The 22,366-nt window shown below is 38.5% G+C and carries 23 protein-coding genes; 7 read left to right on the top strand and 16 right to left on the bottom strand.

What is annotated here, in order from left to right:
• Positions 1-78: 78 nt before the first annotated feature.
• Positions 79-528 (top strand): universal stress protein, encoded by a 450-nt coding sequence (locus NST02_RS08095; protein WP_095307940.1) that lies wholly within the window; start codon positions 79-81, stop codon positions 526-528.
• 110 nt (positions 529-638) lie between these two features.
• Here the strand turns inward: NST02_RS08095 and argH are convergent, their stop codons facing one another.
• Positions 639-2,018: an argininosuccinate lyase gene (gene argH / locus NST02_RS08090; RefSeq protein ID WP_095307941.1), complete on the bottom strand. Its 1,380-nt coding sequence runs from the start codon at positions 2,016-2,018 to the stop codon at positions 639-641.
• Complete coding sequence (locus NST02_RS08085; protein ID WP_095307942.1) at positions 2,015-3,220, bottom strand: argininosuccinate synthase; 1,206 nt, start codon at positions 3,218-3,220, stop codon at positions 2,015-2,017. The genes argH and NST02_RS08085 overlap by 4 nt, the downstream gene beginning before the upstream one ends.
• 244 nt (positions 3,221-3,464) lie before the next feature.
• On the opposite strand from NST02_RS08085, the gene NST02_RS08080 reads away from it, so the two are divergent.
• The gene (locus tag NST02_RS08080) at positions 3,465-3,779 is read left to right on the top strand and encodes a hypothetical protein (RefSeq protein WP_095307943.1); all 315 of its coding nucleotides are present in this window, start codon (positions 3,465-3,467) and stop codon (positions 3,777-3,779) included.
• A 29-nt stretch (positions 3,780-3,808) separates the two neighbouring features.
• Positions 3,809-4,285, top strand: coding sequence for a GNAT family N-acetyltransferase (locus NST02_RS08075; protein WP_340948657.1), 477 nt, complete (start codon positions 3,809-3,811; stop codon positions 4,283-4,285).
• Positions 4,286-4,538: 253 nt separating this feature from the next.
• Here the strand turns inward: NST02_RS08075 and NST02_RS08070 are convergent, their stop codons facing one another.
• From NST02_RS08070 to NST02_RS08060, 3 genes are all read right to left on the bottom strand, one after another.
• Positions 4,539-5,051 (bottom strand): MogA/MoaB family molybdenum cofactor biosynthesis protein, encoded by a 513-nt coding sequence (locus tag NST02_RS08070; RefSeq protein ID WP_095314703.1) that lies wholly within the window; start codon positions 5,049-5,051, stop codon positions 4,539-4,541.
• Positions 5,048-5,884, bottom strand: a complete 837-nt coding sequence (locus tag NST02_RS08065) for an EcsC family protein (RefSeq protein WP_137744314.1) — start codon at positions 5,882-5,884, stop codon at positions 5,048-5,050. The genes NST02_RS08070 and NST02_RS08065 overlap by 4 nt, the downstream gene beginning before the upstream one ends.
• A 64-nt stretch (positions 5,885-5,948) precedes the next feature.
• The gene (locus NST02_RS08060) at positions 5,949-6,881 is read right to left on the bottom strand and encodes a helix-turn-helix transcriptional regulator (RefSeq protein WP_095314705.1); all 933 of its coding nucleotides are present in this window, start codon (positions 6,879-6,881) and stop codon (positions 5,949-5,951) included.
• Positions 6,882-7,077: 196 nt separating this feature from the next.
• On the opposite strand from NST02_RS08060, the gene modA reads away from it, so the two are divergent.
• The 3 genes from modA to NST02_RS08045 all read left to right on the top strand — a co-directional run bounded on the left by modA (position 7,078) and on the right by NST02_RS08045 (position 9,304).
• The gene (modA, locus tag NST02_RS08055; protein WP_095314706.1) at positions 7,078-7,887 is read left to right on the top strand and encodes a molybdate ABC transporter substrate-binding protein; all 810 of its coding nucleotides are present in this window, start codon (positions 7,078-7,080) and stop codon (positions 7,885-7,887) included.
• A gap of 83 nt (positions 7,888-7,970) precedes the next feature.
• A complete protein-coding gene (modB, locus tag NST02_RS08050; RefSeq protein WP_095314707.1) occupies positions 7,971-8,657 on the top strand; it encodes a molybdate ABC transporter permease subunit in 687 nt (228 codons plus the stop codon).
• Positions 8,658-8,662: 5 nt separating this feature from the next.
• Positions 8,663-9,304: an ATP-binding cassette domain-containing protein gene (locus NST02_RS08045; protein WP_137744313.1), complete on the top strand. Its 642-nt coding sequence runs from the start codon at positions 8,663-8,665 to the stop codon at positions 9,302-9,304.
• Positions 9,305-9,332: 28 nt separating this feature from the next.
• Here the strand turns inward: NST02_RS08045 and NST02_RS08040 are convergent, their stop codons facing one another.
• The 7 genes from NST02_RS08040 to sppA form a co-directional block, all read right to left on the bottom strand.
• Complete coding sequence (locus tag NST02_RS08040) at positions 9,333-10,520, bottom strand: acetate kinase (protein WP_095314709.1); 1,188 nt, start codon at positions 10,518-10,520, stop codon at positions 9,333-9,335.
• A 487-nt stretch (positions 10,521-11,007) separates the two neighbouring features.
• Positions 11,008-11,991 (bottom strand): class I SAM-dependent methyltransferase, encoded by a 984-nt coding sequence (locus NST02_RS08035; RefSeq protein ID WP_095314710.1) that lies wholly within the window; start codon positions 11,989-11,991, stop codon positions 11,008-11,010.
• A gap of 149 nt (positions 11,992-12,140) precedes the next feature.
• Entirely contained in the window at positions 12,141-12,641 is a 501-nt protein-coding gene (tpx, locus tag NST02_RS08030) for a thiol peroxidase (protein WP_095314712.1), read from the bottom strand.
• Positions 12,642-12,960: 319 nt separating this feature from the next.
• The gene (gene ytfJ, locus NST02_RS08025) at positions 12,961-13,428 is read right to left on the bottom strand and encodes a GerW family sporulation protein (protein ID WP_340948653.1); all 468 of its coding nucleotides are present in this window, start codon (positions 13,426-13,428) and stop codon (positions 12,961-12,963) included.
• A gap of 15 nt (positions 13,429-13,443) precedes the next feature.
• On the bottom strand, positions 13,444-14,139 hold the full coding sequence (locus NST02_RS08020) for a DUF2953 domain-containing protein (protein ID WP_095314714.1): 696 nt from the start codon (positions 14,137-14,139) through the stop codon (positions 13,444-13,446).
• Positions 14,140-14,229: 90 nt separating this feature from the next.
• Positions 14,230-14,694 (bottom strand): RDD family protein, encoded by a 465-nt coding sequence (locus NST02_RS08015; protein ID WP_235879535.1) that lies wholly within the window; start codon positions 14,692-14,694, stop codon positions 14,230-14,232.
• 46 nt (positions 14,695-14,740) lie between these two features.
• The gene (gene sppA, locus NST02_RS08010; protein WP_095314715.1) at positions 14,741-15,751 is read right to left on the bottom strand and encodes a signal peptide peptidase SppA; all 1,011 of its coding nucleotides are present in this window, start codon (positions 15,749-15,751) and stop codon (positions 14,741-14,743) included.
• A 269-nt stretch (positions 15,752-16,020) separates the two neighbouring features.
• On the opposite strand from sppA, the gene NST02_RS08005 reads away from it, so the two are divergent.
• A complete protein-coding gene (locus NST02_RS08005; protein WP_095314716.1) occupies positions 16,021-16,821 on the top strand; it encodes an NAD kinase in 801 nt (266 codons plus the stop codon).
• Positions 16,822-16,876: 55 nt separating this feature from the next.
• Here NST02_RS08005 and rarD read toward each other — a convergent pair whose 3' ends face one another.
• From rarD to NST02_RS07985, 4 genes are all read right to left on the bottom strand, one after another.
• Entirely contained in the window at positions 16,877-17,806 is a 930-nt protein-coding gene (gene rarD / locus NST02_RS08000) for an EamA family transporter RarD (RefSeq protein WP_340948650.1), read from the bottom strand.
• A gap of 114 nt (positions 17,807-17,920) precedes the next feature.
• Entirely contained in the window at positions 17,921-19,522 is a 1,602-nt protein-coding gene (locus tag NST02_RS07995) for an amidohydrolase (RefSeq protein WP_095314718.1), read from the bottom strand.
• Positions 19,523-20,176: 654 nt separating this feature from the next.
• Positions 20,177-21,763, bottom strand: a complete 1,587-nt coding sequence (mbcS, locus tag NST02_RS07990; protein WP_137744311.1) for an acyl-CoA synthetase MbcS — start codon at positions 21,761-21,763, stop codon at positions 20,177-20,179.
• Positions 21,764-22,047: 284 nt separating this feature from the next.
• Positions 22,048-22,251, bottom strand: a complete 204-nt coding sequence (locus NST02_RS07985; protein ID WP_095314720.1) for an alpha/beta-type small acid-soluble spore protein — start codon at positions 22,249-22,251, stop codon at positions 22,048-22,050.
• Positions 22,252-22,366: the final 115 nt, after the last annotated feature.

Genomic DNA, 22,366 nt, shown 5'->3' with positions numbered 1-22,366 from the left:
ACAATATTATTTTTCGAAATTTTGTTACAGATATTCATAAAAGAGGGCTGTATAATAAAGGTAAAGGAGGAGATAAATATGAGTCTCACTTATAAGAACATATTGGTTGCAGTTGATGGTTCAACTGAAGCAGAATGGGCATTTAAAAAAGCGATTGAAATCGCAAAAAGAAACGATGCTAAAATTGTTCTGGCACATATTATCGACACACGTACATTTGCAACAGTAGAAGCTTATGACCGGACTATTGTCGAAAGAGCAGACAAATTTGCTACAGAGCTTATGGAAAACTACAAAAAAACAGCGCTTAATGCTGGAGTGAAAGAGGTAACCTTCACTGTTGAGTACGGATCTCCTAAAGTTAAAATCCCAAAAGATATTGCCAAAAAATATCAAGTTGATTTAATTATTTGCGGAGCGACAGGGCTTAATGCTGTCGAAAGATTTTTAATTGGCAGCGTCTCAGAACATATTGCAAGACATGCAGCATGTGATGTCATGATCATCCGCACTGAAAAAGACGAATAAAGCTTAAACCTTGTAAAGAATTTCAAAAATAATGACCTTCAGGGTTTGTCTCCTCAACCGGAGCAGGTGAAATAACGTTTAATGGTAGTCTAAAAGCACGCTAAATCATTTTAGCGTGCTTTTAATTTGGCCTCAGCTTTTTGCAATGCCAGCCGTATTTGCTCAAATCCAGTCCCACCAGCACTATTTCTTCGCTTTACTGCCGTTATTGGATTTAATACTTCATAAATATCAGCTTCGAACAGAGGGTGTGCCTCTTTAAACTCAGACAATGTTAAATCAGCTAAATAGCATTGTTTGGTTACACATCTTAAGACAAGCTGGCCAACAATTTCATGGCTTTCCCTAAATGGGATTCCTTTTCCAGATAAATAATCAGCCAATTCCGTTGCATTTGAAAAATCATTTTTAGTTGCAGATTCCATTTGTGCACGATGTACCTTCATCGTTTCAATCATCCCAGCAAAAATCTTCAACGAACCTGTCACCGTTTTTACTGTATCAAACATGCCTTCTTTATCCTCTTGCATGTCCTTATTATAAGCGAGTGGAAGTCCTTTTAAAACGGTAAGGAGGCCCATTAAGTTTCCGTAAACACGTCCCGTTTTGCCGCGAATTAATTCAGCCATATCCGGGTTTTTCTTCTGAGGCATGATACTGCTGCCTGTTGAGAAAGCATCATCCAATTCAATGAAACGAAATTCTTGAGAAGACCAAAGAATGATTTCTTCCCCTAAGCGGGAGAGATGCATCATTAAAATGGAACTAGCCGATAAAAACTCCAAAATGAAATCGCGATCACTAACCGCATCTAAACTGTTTTCATATATTTCATTAAAGCCTAACAGCTCCGCTGTAAGCTCCCGATCAATTGGAAAAGTTGTACCTGCCAGAGCCCCTGCACCGAGTGGAGAGAGATTAATTCTTTTTAAAGACTCCTGATATCTCTCTTTGTCCCGTTCAAGCATCCAAAAATATGCCATTAAATGATGGGCAAAGGAAATGGGCTGGGCTCTCTGCATATGAGTATATCCTGGCATGATCGTTTCGACGTGAGCTTTTGCTTGAGCTAAAAGTGCTCCTTGCATTTCTTCGATGAGAGCCATGATATTCTCTGTTTGTTTTCGTAAATAAAGATGCATATCAGTTGCGACTTGATCATTTCTGCTTCTACCCGTATGTAGCTTTCCACCGACTGGACCGATCATTTCAGTTAACTGACTCTCCAAATTTAAGTGGATGTCTTCCAGCTTCACTGAATATTGCAATTGATTGCTCTCTGCTTTTTCCTTCAAGGAATGCAACCCTTTTGTAATAAGGGTTGCATCATCAACGGAAATAATTCCGCATTGCGAAAGCATGGCGACATGGGCCAGACTTCCGTCCAAATCCTCTAACACGAGCTCCTGATCAAACGAGATAGAAGCTCCAAATTCATCTACCCATTCTTCTGCTGTTTTTGTAAATCTCCCACCCCAAAGCTTCTTCACACTGTCACCTTCTTGTTTTGTACCATACTTTGTACTTTTGTTGGCAAGCCATATAATTGAATAAAGCCAACAGCGGCACTGTGGTCAAATTCATCCTCTTTCGTATAGGTGGCCAATTTCTCATCATATAGAGAATACGGAGACTTTCTGCCTTCGACAATCGCATGACCTTTAAAGAGCTTCACTCTTACCGTCCCTGTCACAAATTTTTGCGTGTCCTTTAAAAACGCCAATAAAGCAGAAGTTAACGGCGAGAACCACAATGCCTCATAAATCACTTCCGTTAGTTTCTTTTCAATGATTGGCTTAAAATGAGCCACTTCTTTCACAAGCGTTAAGTCTTCCAGCTCCTTATGCGCTTTGATTAATGTCATCGCACCAGGACACTCATAAACCTCGCGTGATTTGATTCCCACCAGACGGTTCTCTACATGATCAATACGACCGACTCCATGCTTGCCTGCAAGAATATTTAATTCTAATATTAGCTGCGCAAGTGGATAAGATTTTCCATTTAATTTAACCGGCACTCCTTGTTCAAATTCAATTTCAACATAATCAGGTGACTCTGGTGTATATTCTAAGCCTGTCGTTAACTCATAAGCATCCTCTGGCGGAGCAGCCCACGGATCTTCCAAAATTCCGCATTCATTACTTCTTCCCCAAAGATTTTGGTCAATCGAATACGGGCTATCGAGATTGATCGGAATTGGAATCCCGTTTTGCTTCGCGTATTCAATTTCCTCTTCACGTGACCATCTCCATTCACGAACTGGAGCGAGTACTTTAAGTTCCGGATTTAATGCATGAATCGCAACTTCAAAGCGGACCTGATCGTTCCCTTTTCCAGTACAGCCGTGAGCGACGGCAACTGCCGCTTCCTTTTCTGCTATCTCAACGAGTTTTTTCGCGATAAGCGGACGTGATAAAGCGGAAACCAACGGATATTTGCCTTCATAAAGCGCGTGCGCTTGAAGAGCAACCAGTGCATACTCAATAGCAAACTCTTCTTTTACGTCAAGAACATAGGAGCTTACTGCTCCGACTTGCAGTGCTTTTTCCTTAATAAAATCTAAGTCTTTGCCTTCCCCCACATCCAAACAGCAGGCAACAACTGAATATCCTTGATCCTGCAACCATTTAATCGCAACAGAGGTATCTAATCCTCCAGAGTATGCTAATACCACTTTTTGATTTGTCATGTAAGATGTCCTCCCTTAAAAAACGAATTTATAACGTCAAAAAACGAATAAATATTCATCTGTTTATATTTTTATTCTTTTCCTTGTTAACCAATTTACCAAGATTCATGATACATTTCAATACTTATTCTTCATTTTGTATAAAAATTAATGTTTTCGCTACATGTTAAGCCGATGGAAGATTTTATTTAAGTGGTGTAGAATAATGAGTAAAACTATGTAGCATTTTGGGGGCATGCATTGTATGAATGAATTTTTTAGGCAGGACAACCGCTTAGGAATACCGATCCCTCATCTCAGTCATTCTTGGGAAAATTACTCCGTCGAAAATCAACAATCAATTCTTTTTGATTGGGAAAAAATACGCGGGAAAATTCCGGACAGAATCGCTGAACTTGAAAAAATCATCAATCAAAAACAAACAGAACTCTCTGATGAGGGGGATTTTGAACGTTCCTGCCAGTTAAATAGTGAAATTGCGGAGCTTGCATCAATTATCAATGATCTTTGGCTATGGTACCGAACCCATCAGGATATTGGCAGCAAGGTACATCAATAATATGTAAAAATGGGGACAAAAGGCAAAAAATGATACGTAAATATAGATTAGAAGATAAAGACTACATTGTAAATTCTCATTATGATTTATATAAAAGCGAATTTGGATACGACTTTTCTTTTCGAAAGTTTATAGAAAAAAATGTTAGTGGCTTTATTGAACGGGCAGATTCTTACGAAAATATTTTCATTTTAGAAATTGATGGGAAACAAAGTGGTTCCATCAGTATTAAAAAGGTTAATGACACTATTGCACAACTGGGTTTATTTCTAGTTGAACCCATTGTTCGCGGTACAGGGTACGGCCAAAAGTTAGTCGAAACAGCTATTAACTTTAGCAGAGAAAAAGGATTTGAAAATCTTATTCTTTGGACAAATAGTGAACTAAAATCAGCAAGAAGAATTTATGAGAGATTTGGGTTTAAATTAAAGAAAACTCAAATGCGAATACTTTCCAATAAAGAACTTATCGAAGAGAAATGGGAGTTGATGTTAGTAGATAATTAAAAAACTGCCTATTCAAGTAACAGATGCATGAGGAACAAATAAAGCTCAAATGGTTCCTGCGAGGATAATTCGAAGCAGATTTCCTAAGAATTTATCGCCGTACAAACTAAACAAAGCCTGTTCTTTCGATAAAGTCAACCTGCGGTGCAGCCACTCCGGTTGACTTATCTTTGGAAAGGTGACAAGAAGTTGGAAAGACCTTAAAATTAAATCCTCTCCTGTAAAAAAAGACAGCGGCTTTACGCTGTCCTTTTTAGAGATCCTTATGAAGTTCACGAACAACATGACCAATCTCAGGAAGAATTAAACGGCTCATCGCCAGTTTAACAGCTCCGGTAGAGCCAGGTGTAGAAAAGACAGCCTTGTTCTGAACTACACCAGCAATAGCACGGGATAAAATCGCTGCGGACCCAATATCCTCTTGATAGCTCAACATTCTAAAAAGCTCACCAAAGCCACTGATTTCTTTTGTAAACAATTCTTGAACCGTTTCAATTGTCACATCTCTTTTGGCAATTCCCGTCCCGCCATTTGTTAAAATCACATCAATGTTTGCTGTCTCACAGCCCTGTAGAACTGCATCGCGAATGGGCTTTCTCTCATCTTTGACAATCGCATAATCAACGATAATATGACCTGCGGCCTCCAGTAGTTGAATCATCGTTTGCCCGCTCTTATCGGTCTCCTTTGTCCGCGTATCACTAACCGTTATAACTTTACATCTAACTTTGTCCGGCGCTTCTTTCTTATGTTCAATCGTACTCATCTGTTTTTCTCCTTCTCCATTAAAAACCGCATTTGATAATATTTATGTGTAAAATCCGTGACTTTTCTTGTTAACTGATAGTTCGTACCTGCACCAATCGCCATACTAATAATAGGAATTCCCTGAACTTTTTTATTTTTAAACAGGAGAATCGTTACGGTTTTAAGGATTTGCCTTAACGGCTGCTCAAGCCATGCAAAATCAGTTAAATTCTCCTCGCCTTCATAAAAATAATACTCGTTTGTCGATTGAAGTTCATTCATCAATTTATCCCACCCCTGTCCCTGCAATCTTGCCGGGAGAGTAGCTGCATGAAAGACTTTTAATGATGTCATCAATTCAAACGGATGATTTACCTCATAACCATAGGTCATGGCAATTAGCTGGACAGAACGAATATTAATGACCGCTATCGCGGGAATATCTGTACCAAGGAGAACAGGTCCTCCAGTTCCTGCTAATCCCCCTTGTGCAAAGGAATATAATCGGTGACGTGCAATTTGCTGCTGCGCTATGTATTGCAATTGAGCGATGGATAACTGCTTCAAATCTTCAAGCTGCTGAATGTTTTCATTGAATACGCGCCCTGCAGATAAAATTCTTTCCTTCGCATCGTGCTGGATCTGACTACCTTGGATGAGGGCATGTAAATGAAAAAGCCATGTATCGACAACGGAAAAGAATTCCTGCTGCGTTTGCTCAGGAAGGAGTGCAAACGCCCGCTCAACATATTTTTCATAGGCTAAAACGAAATCATTTGTTTCATATTGATACAAACTTTGTTCCCAGTCTTTTATACTGTTTAATAGCGTTTGTTCTCTATCCGATAACATTTATTAACCTCCTTGGAGCAGCTTCCAGTTTAGTATAGCATAGCATTACGCTAAAATAGCCCTCCTACTGTTCATAGATAATTTTCCCTGTACACGACACATCATAACCAATCGATTGCAGTTCCTCCTTCAAATTAGACGATTGCAGAATATTTAATATCGCTGTAATTAATGGATGATTAGCTTCTGTTTTCAGCAGAACGAGATCATATCTTTCTTTAGTAAGAGGTACGAAATCAAGGCCAACAAAATGGGCTACCTTTTCAATTCCTACTCCAACATCTGCATACTGCTTTGAAACAACACCAGCAACCCCTAGATGGCTCGTTTCTACGTCTCCATAACCTCGAATCTGCTCCCTGCTTATTCCGGCACCTCTTAATTTTTCATCAAGTAAAATCCTCGCACCAGAACCTTTCTCCCTGTTAATGATCTTCACATCACTTCGAAGTAAATCATGAAAATCTCTTATGTTTTTTGGATTGCCCTTTGCAACATAAAATCCGGCATTACGGCAAATCAAATTAACGACGATAAAAGAATTACTTACTAGAATTCTCCTAATATAAGGGATATTGTACTCACCTGTATCACCGTCAAACAAATGGGTGCTTACAATATCTGCTTCACCTTTATACATAGAAATTAAACTTTCCAAACTCCCCACATAGGACCGGAGCGGACGAAACTGTGCGGATTCCCTCTCAATGTATTTCGTCAACAAATCCAAGCTGTTGTCTTGGCCGCTAATAATAATAGAGCGAACGGAAGATTGACCAAGATTAGCATTTGTCACTGCTCCAGAAGTTTGCTCAGGTAAAGGAATTCCCTTCTCTTTATTCTTATACTTCTCTAAATCTGATGCATCCACTCGCATTTGTCTGCCCACTCTGTAGGCAGGAAGTTTTCCTTTCTTAATCAAATCATAGACCGTTAATTTAGAGACTTTTAATATTTGCGCAATTTGTTCCGTTGTATAAGATTCTTCTAATGGCATGATATTTCCTCCGAGAATTCATCTTTTGTTCTTATTTTATCATTTACGGAAGCAACTTTCAGAATTATACTTAATATATCTAATTATAACTATTTATAATTAGATATATTAAGTAGCATTCTAAATAGACTTTCCTATAATTTAATCTATTTAGATATCGCTATCTTACCGATAACTTACCAGGGAGGATTTTTAGATGAAAAACAAATGGAAGATTGGTATGATTTTTATACTAATTCTTATTGTTGGTGTGGGATGTAATAATCAAGAAGCAAGTGATGGCACACCAACAGAAGATACGAATCAGCAAGTAGAAAATACTGAATTATTAATTTCAACTGCCGCAAGCTTAACAGATGCCATGACAGAAATTGAAAAAGCTTTTGAAGATGAGTATTCAGACATTGATGTCTCTTTCAATTATGGAAGTTCCGGAACTCTTGCACAGCAAATTCAACAAGGGGCTCCTGCTGATGCCTTTCTTTCAGCTGATCAAAAGTGGATGGATACACTGGAAGAAGAAAACCTTATTCTCCCAGAGACAAGAATCGATTTTACTGGAAACAAACTTGTGCTAATTAGTCAAAAAGATCATAGCTTGGAGATTTCATCTTTCGAAGATTTGAATCCCGCAGAAATCGGAGATCTGGCCATTGGAAACCCTGAAAGCGTGCCTGCAGGTACATACGCTAAAGAAGTTCTGACCAAATTGAATAAATGGGAAGGTTTAGAAAAACATCTCATTCTTGCCAAGGATGTTCGCCAAGTGTTAACTTATGTAGAGTCTGGCAATACCGAACTAGGCATTGTTTACTCGAGTGATGCCTTCATTTCCGATCAAGTTAAAATCATTGCTGAAGCTTCATCAGATTGGCATACACCTGTCATTTATCCAGCAGCCGTAACCGCAGACAGCAAAAATGCCGACAGCGCAAAACGATTTATTGAATTTTTACAAACTGAAGAAGCACAAAGCATCCTCAATCAATTTGGATTTATCAAATAAGTATTTTTACAGCATAGAATGTCTGGATCGTTTCTCAACAACAATATGGTTTTATGTATCAAAATTTAAAAGGAATGCATGAAATGAACTATACACCCTTATTATTATCTTTAAAGATTGCCAGCATTGCGACCATCATCGTCTTCATCGTCGGTATTTTTTTAGCAAGAATCATTGCTCGAAATTCGTTTCCGGGAAAGAATGTGGTGGAATCGATCATCCTCCTACCGATGGTATTGCCTCCGACTGTCGTCGGGTTCGGCTTGCTCTATTTATTCGGCAAAAATGGCATAATTGGCAGTCTATTGCTCGAGTGGTTTAACTTTCAAATCGTTTTCACATGGATTGGGGCCGTAATCGCATCCGTTGTTGTTTCTTTCCCATTAATGTATCAAAGTGCTTCGGCTGCTTTTCAAAACTTTGATCTCAATATCGAAAATGCTGCCTTAACCATGGGGGCATCAAAATGGAAAGTATTTTGGACGATTTCATTTCCTCTTGCATTCCCTGGCCTCTTAGCAGGAACCGTTTTAACATTTGCCAGAGCACTAGGTGAGTTTGGGGCAACGTTAATGATTGCTGGATATATTCCAAATAAAACAGAAACAATTCCACTGGCGATTTATTTTGCTGTGGAATCAGGCAATATGGAAGCTGCTACTTTTTGGGTTGTCATTATCGTTCTCCTCGGTTTTAGCTCGATTATGTGGCTGAATTGGTGGACAAAACGAAACATTTTACGATTTTCAGAAATAAATGACAAGAGGTAATGAATATGCTTTTTTTAGAAATCAGAAAAAAATTAACTTCTTTTGAACTAAATGTGCAATTAAAAGCAAAAAATGAAATCGTCATTTTATTCGGTCCATCCGGTTCTGGAAAAACGACCATATTAAATTGTATTGCAGGGCTTGCAACTCCTGACAGCGGCACCATCACTTTAAATAATATACCGCTCTTTAAAAGCAAAAAAGAATGTGTTCCGATTCAAAAAAGAAATATCGGATACTTGTTCCAGGATTATGCCCTGTTTCCACATATGACAGTAAAAAAGAATATTTACTATGGTGCGAGAGAACAAGAATTCGTCCACCAATTAGTTCAAGTATTGGAAATTGGACACCTCATGGAAAAATATCCAAGACAGATTTCCGGTGGAGAGAAACAAAGAGTTGCCCTTGCACGGGCATTGGCTACGAAACCACAGTTGCTCTTATTAGACGAGCCTTTTTCTGCCTTGGATCAACATATTCGTCAGGAATGCCAGGATGAGCTTTTACGGCTTCACCAAACTTGGAATATTCCTGTGATCATGGTCACCCATGATTATCAAGAAGCTCAAAAAATGGCCGATCGCATCTATAAAATCAATAAGGGGCAAGTTTCAGAAGAAATAAAAAGCAACTTTTCACAATAGGAAAAGTTGCTTTTCTCATTTGTTTATTTTAATGAGTTAATCTTACAACGTCTCTTGCAATCATGACTTCTTCATTCGTTGGGATGATCATTACTTTTACAGGAGAATGTGGATAACTAATAAAGGCTTCTTCTCCACGCACTTTATTTAAAGCCGGATCGAAGTATACACCCATGAATTCTAGACCTTGTAATACTCTTTCACGAATAGCTGCACTATTTTCACCGATTCCTGCAGTAAAGATAATCGCATCTACTCCATACATTTTAGCCGCATAAGAACCAATGTATTTATGAATACGGTCAGCAAAAACCTTTAGTGCTAACTCAGCACGCTCATTTCCTTTCTCTGCTTCTAGTTCAATATCACGTAAATCACTAGAGAAGCCAGAAACAGCTAGCATGCCACTTTTTTTATTTAAAACATCCAATACTTCCTCTGCTGTTTTGCCTGTTTTTTCCATAATATAAGGGATTAGGGCAGGGTCAATATTACCTGAACGAGTTCCCATTGTCACACCTGCTAGTGGAGTGAATCCCATTGATGTATCGATTGATTTTCCGCCTTCGATTGCTGCAATACTCGCACCATTACCTAAATGACAAGAAAGCAAACGTAATTGCTCAAGCGGACGTCCTAACATTTCTGCCGCACGTTCTGAAACATACTTATGTGAAGTACCATGGAAACCGTATTTACGAATACCATACTTCTCGTAGTATTCATATGGTAAGCTGTAAAGAAACGAGTTTTCTGGCATCGTTTGATGAAAAGCAGTATCAAAAACCGCTACTGCCGGAACATTCGGAAGCACTTCTTTAAATGCACGAATACCTGTAACATTAGCTGGATTATGAAGAGGAGCTAATTCTGAAAGTTTTTCAATTATTTGTAGTATTTCTTCTGTAATTAGAACCGAATCTGTAAATTCTTCCCCACCATGCACAACACGATGACCAATTCCTTCGATTTCATCTAATGATTGAATGATGCCTGTTTCTGTTAATTTATTTAATAACATTTTAACAGCAACACTGTGATTAGGAATATCCGTTGTTTCCGTTTGTTTTTCACCATTAACAGTTATATTGAAAATTGAATCCTTTAACCCGATTCGTTCAATTAACCCTTTTGTAATGACTTCTTCAGAAGGCATTTCAAATAATTGAAATTTTAAAGATGAACTGCCTGCATTAATTGCGATTACTTTAGCCATCGTTTCCGCTCCTTTAACCTAACTTCAATATGTATTTCTTACTTATTTTGTTCAAGTAAGCTTATTTATATCTCTCAATTTCCCATTTAATCATTGTCATTTGAACAATTCAAGGTCAAGAATAAAATGGTATCGTTTTCAAGTTAAAGTAAATATATTCTGATTATAAAAACTACTCTGTGAACGTTTCACAATGTATGATTGTCATCTCTTTACGATCCGAATATTCGTCATTTCGGATTCTCCACTCCTTGCGCTTCCGATCTAATACAACTGCGTTACCGACAGTCTTCAGGCTTCTCCTTTCACTTCCGCCCAATACAGCAGCAACTAACTCTCCCTCTTCAGGTTCCTCTCATTTTAACTGGTCCAATCCAATAGCCATTTGGAATCATTCCCCTGTTTTCTCCACTCGAATATCAAATGTAATCGTTCGGATCTAAACAGACCACTGAAAAGTATTGTGTCAGCGGTCTGTTTATTGCATTTATTTATTTTCGGTAATCCATTGGTCAATTTTTTGTAACGTTTTTTCAACTTGGTGACCATTTGAGAGACTTGGAAGAGTGGCTAAAAGCACTTGTTTAGGCGCTTTTGCCTGCTCGCCTTTTTTCTGTAAAATTAATACGCTTTTCGCTGCATTTTCATGGCGAAACATCGTTAAGGGAAGCTGTAAGATCGCCTGTATATAGACATGCTCCTTTAAAAACTCATGTAGCTTCGGAGCTTCTTCACTTTCAAATAAACCATTCGGGATCAAGAAAAATAAATAGCCGCCCTCCTTCGTATATTTGATGCTTTGTTCAATAAAAAGGTGATGAGCATAGGAATGTCCTTTTTCTGATTTCAATTGAAAATCATTGGCGCGCACATCATTTGGATAGTATCCTACCGGCAGATCACTAACGACTGCATCAGCAAGTTCAATAAAGAGCGGTTCGAGGCTGTCTTGATTATAAAGTTGAATTGGATGTTGCTGTAAATTGGCATTAATATACGCTAATTTAATCAGCAAATCATCTATTTCAATCCCTATACTTTCAATCGCTTTCCCCTCCTGCTGATTAATGACAGTAGTAAGAAGATTTCCTGTTCCTATCGCTGGATCGAGTAAAAGATAAGAAGGTTTTGTTACAAACTTATTGACTAAATATCCGACAAGCATTCCTACCGCATCTGGCGTCATTTGGTGATTCGGCTGGACACTTTCCTTCATTCCCTTTAAAATCGCTAATTGAAAAGATTTTCGTATTTCTTCAACCGAAAATCGAGCTAATGTTAAAGACTCATAACTTTTTTTCAATCTTTTTCTGCTTAATTCACTGATTTCTTCTTGTAAAATGGCCTCTTGAAAAATATTCTCACCCGTCTCTGCTAAAGCTTCTAAAAAAGTGAGTGATAATTCTTCCTGCAAAATCACGGCCGTATCGTTAATGACTGAAAACAAATCCTCTACGGGAGAGATTTTCATGATGCATTCCTCCTCGTCATCTTATTTCTCTATTCTACCCGGGATTATACTACTTGTACAAGAGATGTGGAAAATGTGGGAAGGGGGCATTAAAAATCGAAGAAAAAGAAGCAAGACCTCGTTAAAAAATTCGAGGTCTTGTCAGTAAATTATTTCGCTGCTTTAGCTGCTTCAATCGCTGCTTCATAGTTTGGATGATCTGTACCTTCACTTACATACTCGACATAAGTAACAGTATCATTAGAATCAATAACAAAAACAGAACGCGCTAATAATCTTAGCTCCTGCATGACTGCACCGTATGCTTCTCCAAAAGAAAGATCACGATGGTCAGAAACAGTTTGAACGTTATCAATTCCTGCTGCTGCGCACCAGCGCTTTTGCGCGAAAGGTAAATCTACACTTACTGTTAATACTTTAACATTGTCAAGCTTTGCTGCCTCTTCGTTGAAACGACGAGTTTGAGCGTCGCAAACTCCGGTGTCAATTGAAGGCACTACACTGATTAATCGAACATGACCTTTCGAATCGTCAAGTGTAACAGGGGATAAATCATTCGCTAAAACAGTAAAATTCGGTGCTTTGTCGCCAACCTTTACTTCTGTACCAACAAGTGTAACTGGGTTTCCTTTAAAAGTGACCGCTGCCATATGGCTCATCCTCCTTAACATCATATGTACAGTGTAAATCATAACGATTCATGATCTATTTTGCAAATATTAACTATTGAAAGAATTTTTTACTTGTTTTTTCATCCAATTCAAGTACGGTCCATTTTATTTTAAAATATAGATAGAATACCAATGTGGTTCGATTTCCACTCCGGGTGAAGCGCTTTTTCGCGGGCTACCGCCCCCGGAAAGCAAGCACTCGAGCGGAAATCAGCTTTTTCCCACCATTCCTAAACAAAAAATGACAAAAGGTAGCGAGAAGGGCTTCTTACTACCTTTTGTCGACAATCTGAATTTTTTAAAGCTCTAGGTCTTTTTTCGGCCCACCATACTCTGGGTTTTGATATTCTCCATATTGTCCTGATTTTTGACCAGAATCATTTTTATTAGAGAACATTTGCTGTATTTTATCTACAGCTTGTGGCGCCAAATCGAGAATTTTCTCGTATAAATGTGTGCTTTCATCCAAATGGACCATTTTTACTTCTTTAGCATTGACAATTAAGAATGCAATCGGCGTAATGGAAACACCACCACCACTACCTCCACCAAACGGGTGCTGCGACTCGCTATCATCTTTTGAACTGCTGTCTATAATAAACTCACTACCTCCAGCAGCAAAGCCAAACCCAACTTTCGAAACTGTTAAAATTACACTTCCATCAGGAGTTTCAACAGGGTCACCGATAATGGTGTTCACATCAATCATTTCTTTGAGGTTTTCCATTGCAGTAGTCATTAAGCCTTGAATTGGATGATCGGACATTTTATTTCCTCCCTTTTATACGGATTTTGTCTTATTACCAGACAAAATGTTTAATGGCTTCGTTTTGAAATGCGGTTTTCCGCCTTTCCAAAATTTAAGTAGTTTAATTCCTGCAAAAATAGCATGCCCGATCCGAAAATGAATCATACATCTAAATGAAGTTTCATTTATCGTTCGATTAAAATCCGGTGTAATCATTAAATTTGGCAATGTTTTCACTTTGAGAAGTGAGGTGAGGAACCCAACAAGACCGCCTTTAACAGTCCAAAATAAGCCCGTAAGCATGCCTGTATAGGCGGCATCACTTACACCGACTGTCGTTTTCCATTCCAATTTTGACATTGTGATTTTCTTGAAAAAGGAACGGATAATACTATGAAGTCCTATGACATGCTTAACCAAATGTTCCATGTCCTGGATGCTATGTAACATATCTTCTGCTGAAAATTGCTTTGTATCCTTGTTTTGATCATTTTCCTTTGGACCCGTTTCAATTTTTTCCTTTACCACTAGAGCAGGAGAGTCATCAGCTATTTTTATAACTGGGACATTGATTTTATACTTTATAAGTCCAAAAAATGTTTTAAACGTAATTTTCAAACGATCGTCATCCTTATTATGGTAATAATCGATTATGACCATTAACTTTAAAAAAAATATAGCAATGATTAGCACCATAATGACCGCTAAAGCAATGAAAAACCACATCATCACCTTCACAACCTTTCAGCCTATCATTATCGACGAAGAAACAAAAAATAAACCTGCATCAGCAGGTTTATTTTAAGATTAATCATTAAACTATCGTTCATGAACAACCGAAGTATCAGCGAATAAGTCATGCAAGCCTTGTTTTTTGGGCAAGAAAGCTACAACCGCATATGAAATCCACACTGTTGTTGAAATGAAGCGACCGATCCATTCTCTAAACAGGATCGCACCCCAGCTTAATTTCTTTCCATTCAAGTCGACAACTTTTAGCCCAAAGATCATTTTTCCTAATGTTTGACCTAAAAATTTCGTCATTAGGACAAAATAAGCATAAAACGTAATGGCTGTTAAAATAGAGATAGGTGCAAACATGCTCGAATCATGCAGACTAAGATCGAGACTGCGGAATACTGGGTAAATGAGAATACGATTAATACTGCCAATCACTAATAAATCAATGAGATATGCCCAAAATCGCATCCAAAATCCGGCATAGCGAACATTTCCATTTATCGCCTCATGAGGTACAACACGTTCTTCTTTGTCCTCAGTGATTTGTTTTTCTACCTGAATGTCTTTAGATTCCAATGTTCAGCCCCCCTTATTCCGCATATAAATACATTAGGCGTGGGGAATGAGTTTGACCTAAAAGATTGAGCAAGCCAGTTAACTCGTGTTCTCCCCCTATTAATTTTTGTGCCCCGAAACTAAATAATGAACCGAATCCAAAGCTTTCAGTATACTTCACTACTTGAGCATTCTTTAATTTTTGTTCTTTTTTAACGGCTTCGACAACATCCGCAAAATAACCAAAATCATCTATTAATCCGACTTCTTTTGCTTGTCTGCCATCATAAATTCGTCCATCCGCAATTTTCTTAACTTCAGCTTCTGTCATTCCTCTTCCTTCAGCAATAACCTTAACAAAGCCTTCGTACGAGTTATCGATCATCGATTGGAGAATTTCTCGCTCTTCTTCTGACATTTCTCTTGTTGAACTCATAATATCCTTGTAAGGTCCACTCTTAATGGTGACAAACTCAACCCCATATTTTTCAGCAAGACCTGCAAAATTGTAGCCTTGCATTATCACTCCTAAAGAACCTGTCAATGTTTCAGGACTTGCGAATATTTTGTGAGCCGGAGCTGATATGTAATATCCGCCTGATGCAGCCATCGATCCCATTGAAATATACACAGGCTTTTTGGCTTCAGATTGAATCTCCACTATTTTATCGTGGATTTCTGCGCTCTCTACAACGCCGCCCCCTGGAGTATTAACACGAATAATAATAGCCTTAACTGACTTATTATCTTTCGCAAAATCAAGCTTCTCCATAAAACTTCTGTGATTATATCCTTCTGTTGTTAAAATAGAAGTTGCTCCCCCCGTATCCTGAATCGTACCATTTAAATCGAGAACGGCAATTTGATTTAAAGCATCTCCAGACTCAATAATCTCTTCTGCAAACATTTCCTCTGAAACACCTAATATTTCTTCAAAATTACTTCCGAAATTACTAAATGCAAAAGCTGAAAATGCATTTATCGCAATCGAAAAGAACAGTAGCACACCAGCAATTGCCAGTGCAGCCCAACGCTTTCCTGTCATAATTTCTCCTCCTTATTCATCGTTGTCACTAAAAAAGCCTTGCCACAAAATGGACGTATTTCTCATAATTTATTTACGTAATCACTTCAAAAATGTTTCAAAAATATGTAGACTTAAATTAGATAAACAACCTTGCGCTCAAGTTTCACCTGAAAAAGTCGATACCTTTCCAATTATGACAAAAAAAGACACTAAAATCCAGGCTCATATTAGGAATGATTTGCGATACTATCAATAGGTATACATATTTTTTAGATGGAGGGTCCCGCATGGAAAATCGCAATAATGTTTATTTTTTTCATAAGAAAGATGCTGAAATGGTCAAGAAAGTTCAACCATTTTATGAACGTGCCAAAGACTACGGTTTTAAAATTGTTACTGATCATAAAAAAGCTAATATTATTGTCAGCTTTGGTGATGATGGTGCCTTTTTACAGGCAGTTCGAAAAACAGGTTTTCGAGAAGACTGCCTGTATGCAGGAATTTCTACAAGGGAAAAGCTAAATATTTACTGTGACTTCTATATTGAAGATACAGCAAAAATTGTTGAGGCAATCTCCACTGCTCAAATCGAAATCCGGCGTTACCCAACAATTGATGTTACCATTGACAATCAATTTTCTTTTCAATGCCTGAATGAATTTAGTGTACGTTCCTCCATTATTCAAACAATCGTAATGGAAGTATTTATTGATCAATTGCATTTTGAGACTTTTCGCGGAGATGGGATTATTGTTGCTACACCAACTGGAAGTACCGCCTATAATAAATCCGTGAACGGTGCTGTAGTGGATCCCCTGCTGCCATCTATGCAAGTAAGTGAAATCGCCTCATTAAATAATAATCTTTATCGAACACTTGGCTCCCCATTTATATTAAGCGGTGATAGGAAGCTAACGATTAAAATTGTTCAAGATGGCAATGATTACCCAACAATGGGAATGGACAATGAAGCACTCAGCATCCAGCATGTCGAGGAAATCATGGTTCAACTAAGCGATAAAAGAATTAAAACGGTTAAATTAAAGGATAACTCCTTCTGGGAAAAAGTTCAAAGGACGTTCCTGTAAAATAAAAGTCAATGATAACGATAAAAACCTCGAGCCACTCGCTCGAGGTTTTCTTCTACACGCCTAAACCGCTACCCTTTTTCCATTTTAATTGTCTGCTCCATATTTTTGTCTTCGACAATGAATAAATGGTTAATGCCCCCCAAATGAAAATAAAGGATAATAGATGGATTTTTGTAAAATGTTCCCCATAAAAAAAGACTCCCAAAATCAGCGTTAAAGTTGGGGCAATATATTGAATAAAGCCCAGCATCGATAACGGGATTTTTTGTGCCCCTTTGGCAAAATACAAAAGAGGTAAAGCAGTGGCTGCTCCAGCGCCAATGAGCAAAATATCTGTAGTAACAGCCACCGATAAAAACATATTTTGCTTTTTCACAAACAAATAAATGACATAACCGAGCGCCAGCGGAGTTACCACCATCGTTTCAAGTGTCAGACCAATTGATGAATCAACCTTAATAAGCTTTTTAGCTAACCCGTATAATCCGAAAGAAAATGCCAACGCTAAGGCAATCCAAGGTATTTGACCGTATGAAATGCTTAAAATTAAGACTCCTGCTGTCGCCATGGCAAAGGATATATATTGCAGTGGGGAAAGCCTTTCATGTAAAAATATAACGCCCAGCAAAACACTGACCAGAGGATTAATATAATAACCTAAACTAGCTTGAATCATTTGGTCATGATTGACGGCCCAAATATAGACGAACCAATTCCCGCTCACGAGCAGAGAAGCCGTTATTAATGCCCAAAGTCTTTTTTGATTATTCTTTAGCCCCTTTAGCGTCTCCACAAAAAGCGGCCACTTTTTTGTCACAAGGAGTAATAATACCATTAAGATAAAAGACCAGATTACCCTGTTTGCCAGAATCTCATCCGCATTGACGTGCTCAAGAAGCTTCCAATAAATCGGTAAAAGTCCCCATAATAAATAAGAAAAAGCCGCCTGTAAGACTCCAACTTTTACTTCGTTTTCTTTCATTTCTTTTTGCCTCAATTCTTCTAGTTTCGAAATAATTCCATTATAAGGGCAATCTCGAAATTCTTCCAGATTATTTACTTATTATTGACTCCAATCATTTTTGTTTTAGTGATTTTATAGCTTCCCCCGTCTATACACGGTATGACCGCCTATCACTGTTCTCTCCACGTTAATATTTAGAATTTCATCACAATCACAACGGAAAATGTCCTGATCCAAAATGGTAAAGTCAGCAAGATATCCTTCTTTAATGAGCCCGCGCTCCGTTTCATGACAAGCTGCCTTGGCACTTCCCTTTGTATATAAAGACACTGCCTCATAGATCGATAATGCTTCTTCACGTTGATACACCGCATTCGTTTGTTGACTTACACGGGCAACAGCAGCATGAATTCCCAGCAATGGACTTATTTCTTCAATTGGTGCGTCTGAACCACCTGCACAAGGAATTTGCTCTTCAAGAAGTGTTTTCCAAGCATAACAATAGTCTAGCTTATCTTCACCAATTCTTTCGATTACCCAAGGGAAATCAGATGCTAAAAAGCCTGGCTGGATATCTAAAATAACTGGCAGCTTCTTAACTCTATCTATCAAATCTTTCCTTAAAATTTGGGCATGGATAATCCGATCCAGTCCTCTTCCTTTTAACGGATGCTCTTCAATGGACTGAACAACCATTTCAAAAGCCTTATCGCCAATCGCATGAATGGCAACTGGCATTTCTATCTCTCTTGCTTTAACCACCAGTTGATTCAATTGTTCTTGTGAAAATATCGCTACTCCAGATGTTGTCGGGTCATCAGCATATGGATGACTTAATAAAGCGGTTCTCCCTCCTAGTGAGCCGTCTGCAAAGATCTTAATTGCACCAAATTCAAGCCATGGACTTCCCTGCAAAAAATACCCTGCCGTTCGTTTAAAATCTTCTAATACGGCATAATGAACGAGCAAGTGAGCACGAAAAGATAGTCCTTCCTCTTCAATCACCTCTTTATAGATTTGGTACGTTTCCTCGAAACCATTATAATAGGACAAGTCTTCTGTATGGACTCCGGTCAGCCCTTTTGTGTAAGCATCCTTAATCGCGCGTTTTAACACTTCTTTTAATTGCTCTTTTGAGCGATTTGGGACTGCATTTAAGACCATGTCTTGCGCTTTTTCTTTAAATACTCCATTTAGATTTCCCTCTTTATCCTTTTCAATCACGCCTCCCTGAAGCGGGTTGTTGACGTCTTCTTGAACAGACACTTTCTCTAGGGCCAAGGAATTCACAACGAGGACATGTCTGCAAATTCTTTTTAGTAATACCGGATGGTCGGGCACCACCTCGTCAATATCGTTACGCTCAACCGTTTCGGCATCCTCCCATAAATTTTCGTTCCATCCTTCCCCAATGATCCATTCTCCAGTTTGAACCGTTTTCGCATAAGTTTGAAGCGCCTTTAGGACAGCAGCTTTTGAAGTATAAGAAGACAGATCTAATCGCATAAGCTTTTCACCATGACCAATTAAATGGATGTGACTGTCAACAAATCCTGGAATCATCGTCCTGCCATTTAAATGACAGCTTTCCTCAATCATATGATGATATTGCCGCTCTAGTTTTTTCACATCACCCATCGCAATAATGCGGTCATTTTCAGTTAAAACCGCTTCTACAATATGTCCTTCCTTTTGAAGGGTATATATAGAGCCTCCATGCCAAAGAATTCCCATTATCCATTCTCCTTTTCCCTACCATTTCATCCATTTTACCATCTGCTCTATTGCTCGTCTCACATTTCTTCAACCATTGTAAGATGCTAGTGTACGAAATGCCCTCCTGCAATCTAATAAAATCGCGACGAAAGAAAACAGGCGAAAAAATTCGCCTCAGACTGCCGACAAAATCCAGCGAAAGAGCTCCCTATCGATGGATTTTGTCATTTTTGGATTGGAATTGCGCTAAAAACGTTGATTTCCACTCTAGACGCTTGCTTTCCGGGGGGCTTGCGCCAAGCCTCCTCCTCGAGCGGATGCGAGGCCACTGAAAAACTTAGTAAAAATGGGGGGAGTTGGTCATCTACTGACTTTTTCAGTAGTATTACTGGAGAGGTGTATTCGGACAGAACAAGGAAAGAGAGAAAGACATTTGTCCGAATAAGAGGTGTATTCGGACAGAATGGGGAAAGAGAGAAAGACATTTGTCCGAATAAGAGGTGTATTCGGACAGAATTTTGGGACGAGTGTAGAAACGAGTGGAAATCAACCTACGCTATTTATTTAATTCTATTTTAAAAGAAAAAAGAGTGTAGACAAACTCGAAAATCTTCGAGTTGTCTACACTCTGAAGCGAAAAAATTCGCCTGCCAATTATGATTTTATCCATATTTATTTTTGCGCTGCCTGCTCCAATTCTTTTTGTCTCAATTCAATTCTTCTAATTTTCCCAGAAGTTGTCTTCGGAAGCTCTGCAACAAATTCAATCTTTCGTGGATATTTATAAGGTGCTGTCAAACTTTTTACATGGTCTTGAAGTTCTTTAATCAAATTAGAATTTTCGCTCTCTGCCTCATTTTTTAATACGATGAAGGCCTTAACAACATGACCTCTAGTTTCATCAGGACTGGCGACAACAGCACATTCCTTTACCGAAGGATGCTTCACAAGGGCATCCTCCACTTCAAATGGCCCTATTGTATAGCCGGAGCTAATGATAATGTCATCACCTCGACCCTCAAACCAAAAATATCCATCTTCATCTTTTTTTGCTCTGTCCCCGGTAATATAATAATCGCCACGGAATTGCATCGCTGTTCTTTCAGGATCTTTATAATAATGCTTAAATAATGCTGGTGTATCGATATGAACGGCAATATCTCCCACTTCACCAGGTTCACATGGTTCTCCTTCCTCATTAACAATTTCCACTCGATTTCCTGGAATGGGTTTCCCCATTGAACCAGCCTTTAATTCCATTCCTTTTGTGATCCCCACTAGCAAAGTGTTTTCCGTCTGTCCGTATCCATCGCGGACTTCCACATTGAAGTATTCTTTAAATGTATCTATTACATTTCTATTCAACGGTTCTCCTGCTGAAACCGCACTGCGCAAATGGGTAAGAGAATAATCCTGCAGATTTTCTACCTTTGCCATTAGACGATACTCCGTCGGTGTACAGCAAAGGACATTCACCTCGTATTTATCGAGAAGACTCAAGTATTTTTGTGGATCGAATTTACCGCTATAGACGATCCCCGTCGCACCAGTTCCTAATACGGACAGGAATGGACTCCAAATCCACTTTTGCCATCCAGGACCTGCAGTGGCCCAAACAGTATCACCGTCTTCAATACTTAACCAATTTGGCGCGGCAGCACGCAAATGAGCATAAGCCCACCCATGTGTATGTACGACGCCTTTTGGATTTCCAGTTGTTCCCGACGTGTAAGAAAGAAAGGCCATGTCTTCTTTATTCGTATTTGCCAATGAAAGCTCCTCTGAAGCAAATTCCATTTCCTTATCAAGATGAATCCAACCTTTTGCCTCATCACCTACAACAAATTTCGGAAGCTGCTCTATTTCATTAATACCTTCAAATTGATCGACATATTGGTAATAACTGATGAGTGCTTTTACATCTCCATGATTGACTCGATATTGCAAATCCTTTGTTCTTAACATCTCTGAACTTGGTATGACAACAAGCCCTGTCTTTAATGCAGCAATATAAACTTGATATGCCTCAATCAATCTTGGAACCATGATTAAGACGACATCACCCTTTTCTAAGCCACTTCCCAGAAAAACGTTTCCAATCTTATTAGCGTTCCTCAGTAATTGACGATAAGTAATTTCCTTTGTAGCACCTTCCTCTGATTCCCATTTAAGAGCAAGCCTGTTCGGATCCTCTGCATATTTTTCCATTTCTGAAACTAAATTATAGTTATTTGGTGCCAAAAGATCTTCTCGTTTCATCCTAACTCCCCCTAAAAATTTATCTTTCACAATGGTTGTAATAAAAAACCATTGCGATCACCAGACACTGGAAGGATCAAAGATTCAATTCTATATTATTATCTAGTCATAATAGTTAGTGTCAATCATATTTTACCTTGTCTCACTTCAAATTACTAGATGGAATTTTCAAAATTTACTTTCAATATAATTTTATGAACCGTTAACAATAGGTATAACCGAGAAAGAAATACAAAAAGGAGCAAGCTGAAGCTTGCTCCTCGTAGCCATTTTTTATTTAATTTTTATTTGAAGCCTCCGCCTAATTGTGATTCTGCCATAGATACAAGGCGTTTAGTGATTTCTCCACCAACTGACCCGTTAGCGCGAGAAGTAGTGTCAGCTCCAAGATTTACGCCAAATTCAGTAGCAATCTCATACTTCATTTGGTCTAAAGCTTGCTGAGCACCTGATACTAGTAATTGATTTGAGCTGCTGTTGTTTGCCATAGAATATCACCTCCTTGTGAATATAGAATGTGTTATCCTGATGACCTTCATTCAATTTTACTGTTGGTAATTGTTCACAAATTAGTAAAGCGCCAGTGCCTTGCAAACGTAAAGG

The sequence above is a fragment of the Robertmurraya sp. FSL W8-0741 genome, from assembly GCF_038004005.1.
Lineage (GTDB): Bacteria > Bacillota > Bacilli > Bacillales > Cytobacillaceae > Robertmurraya > Robertmurraya siralis.
Note: the sequence above shows the minus strand (reverse complement) of the source record. Positions and strands in the feature narration are given on the sequence as shown.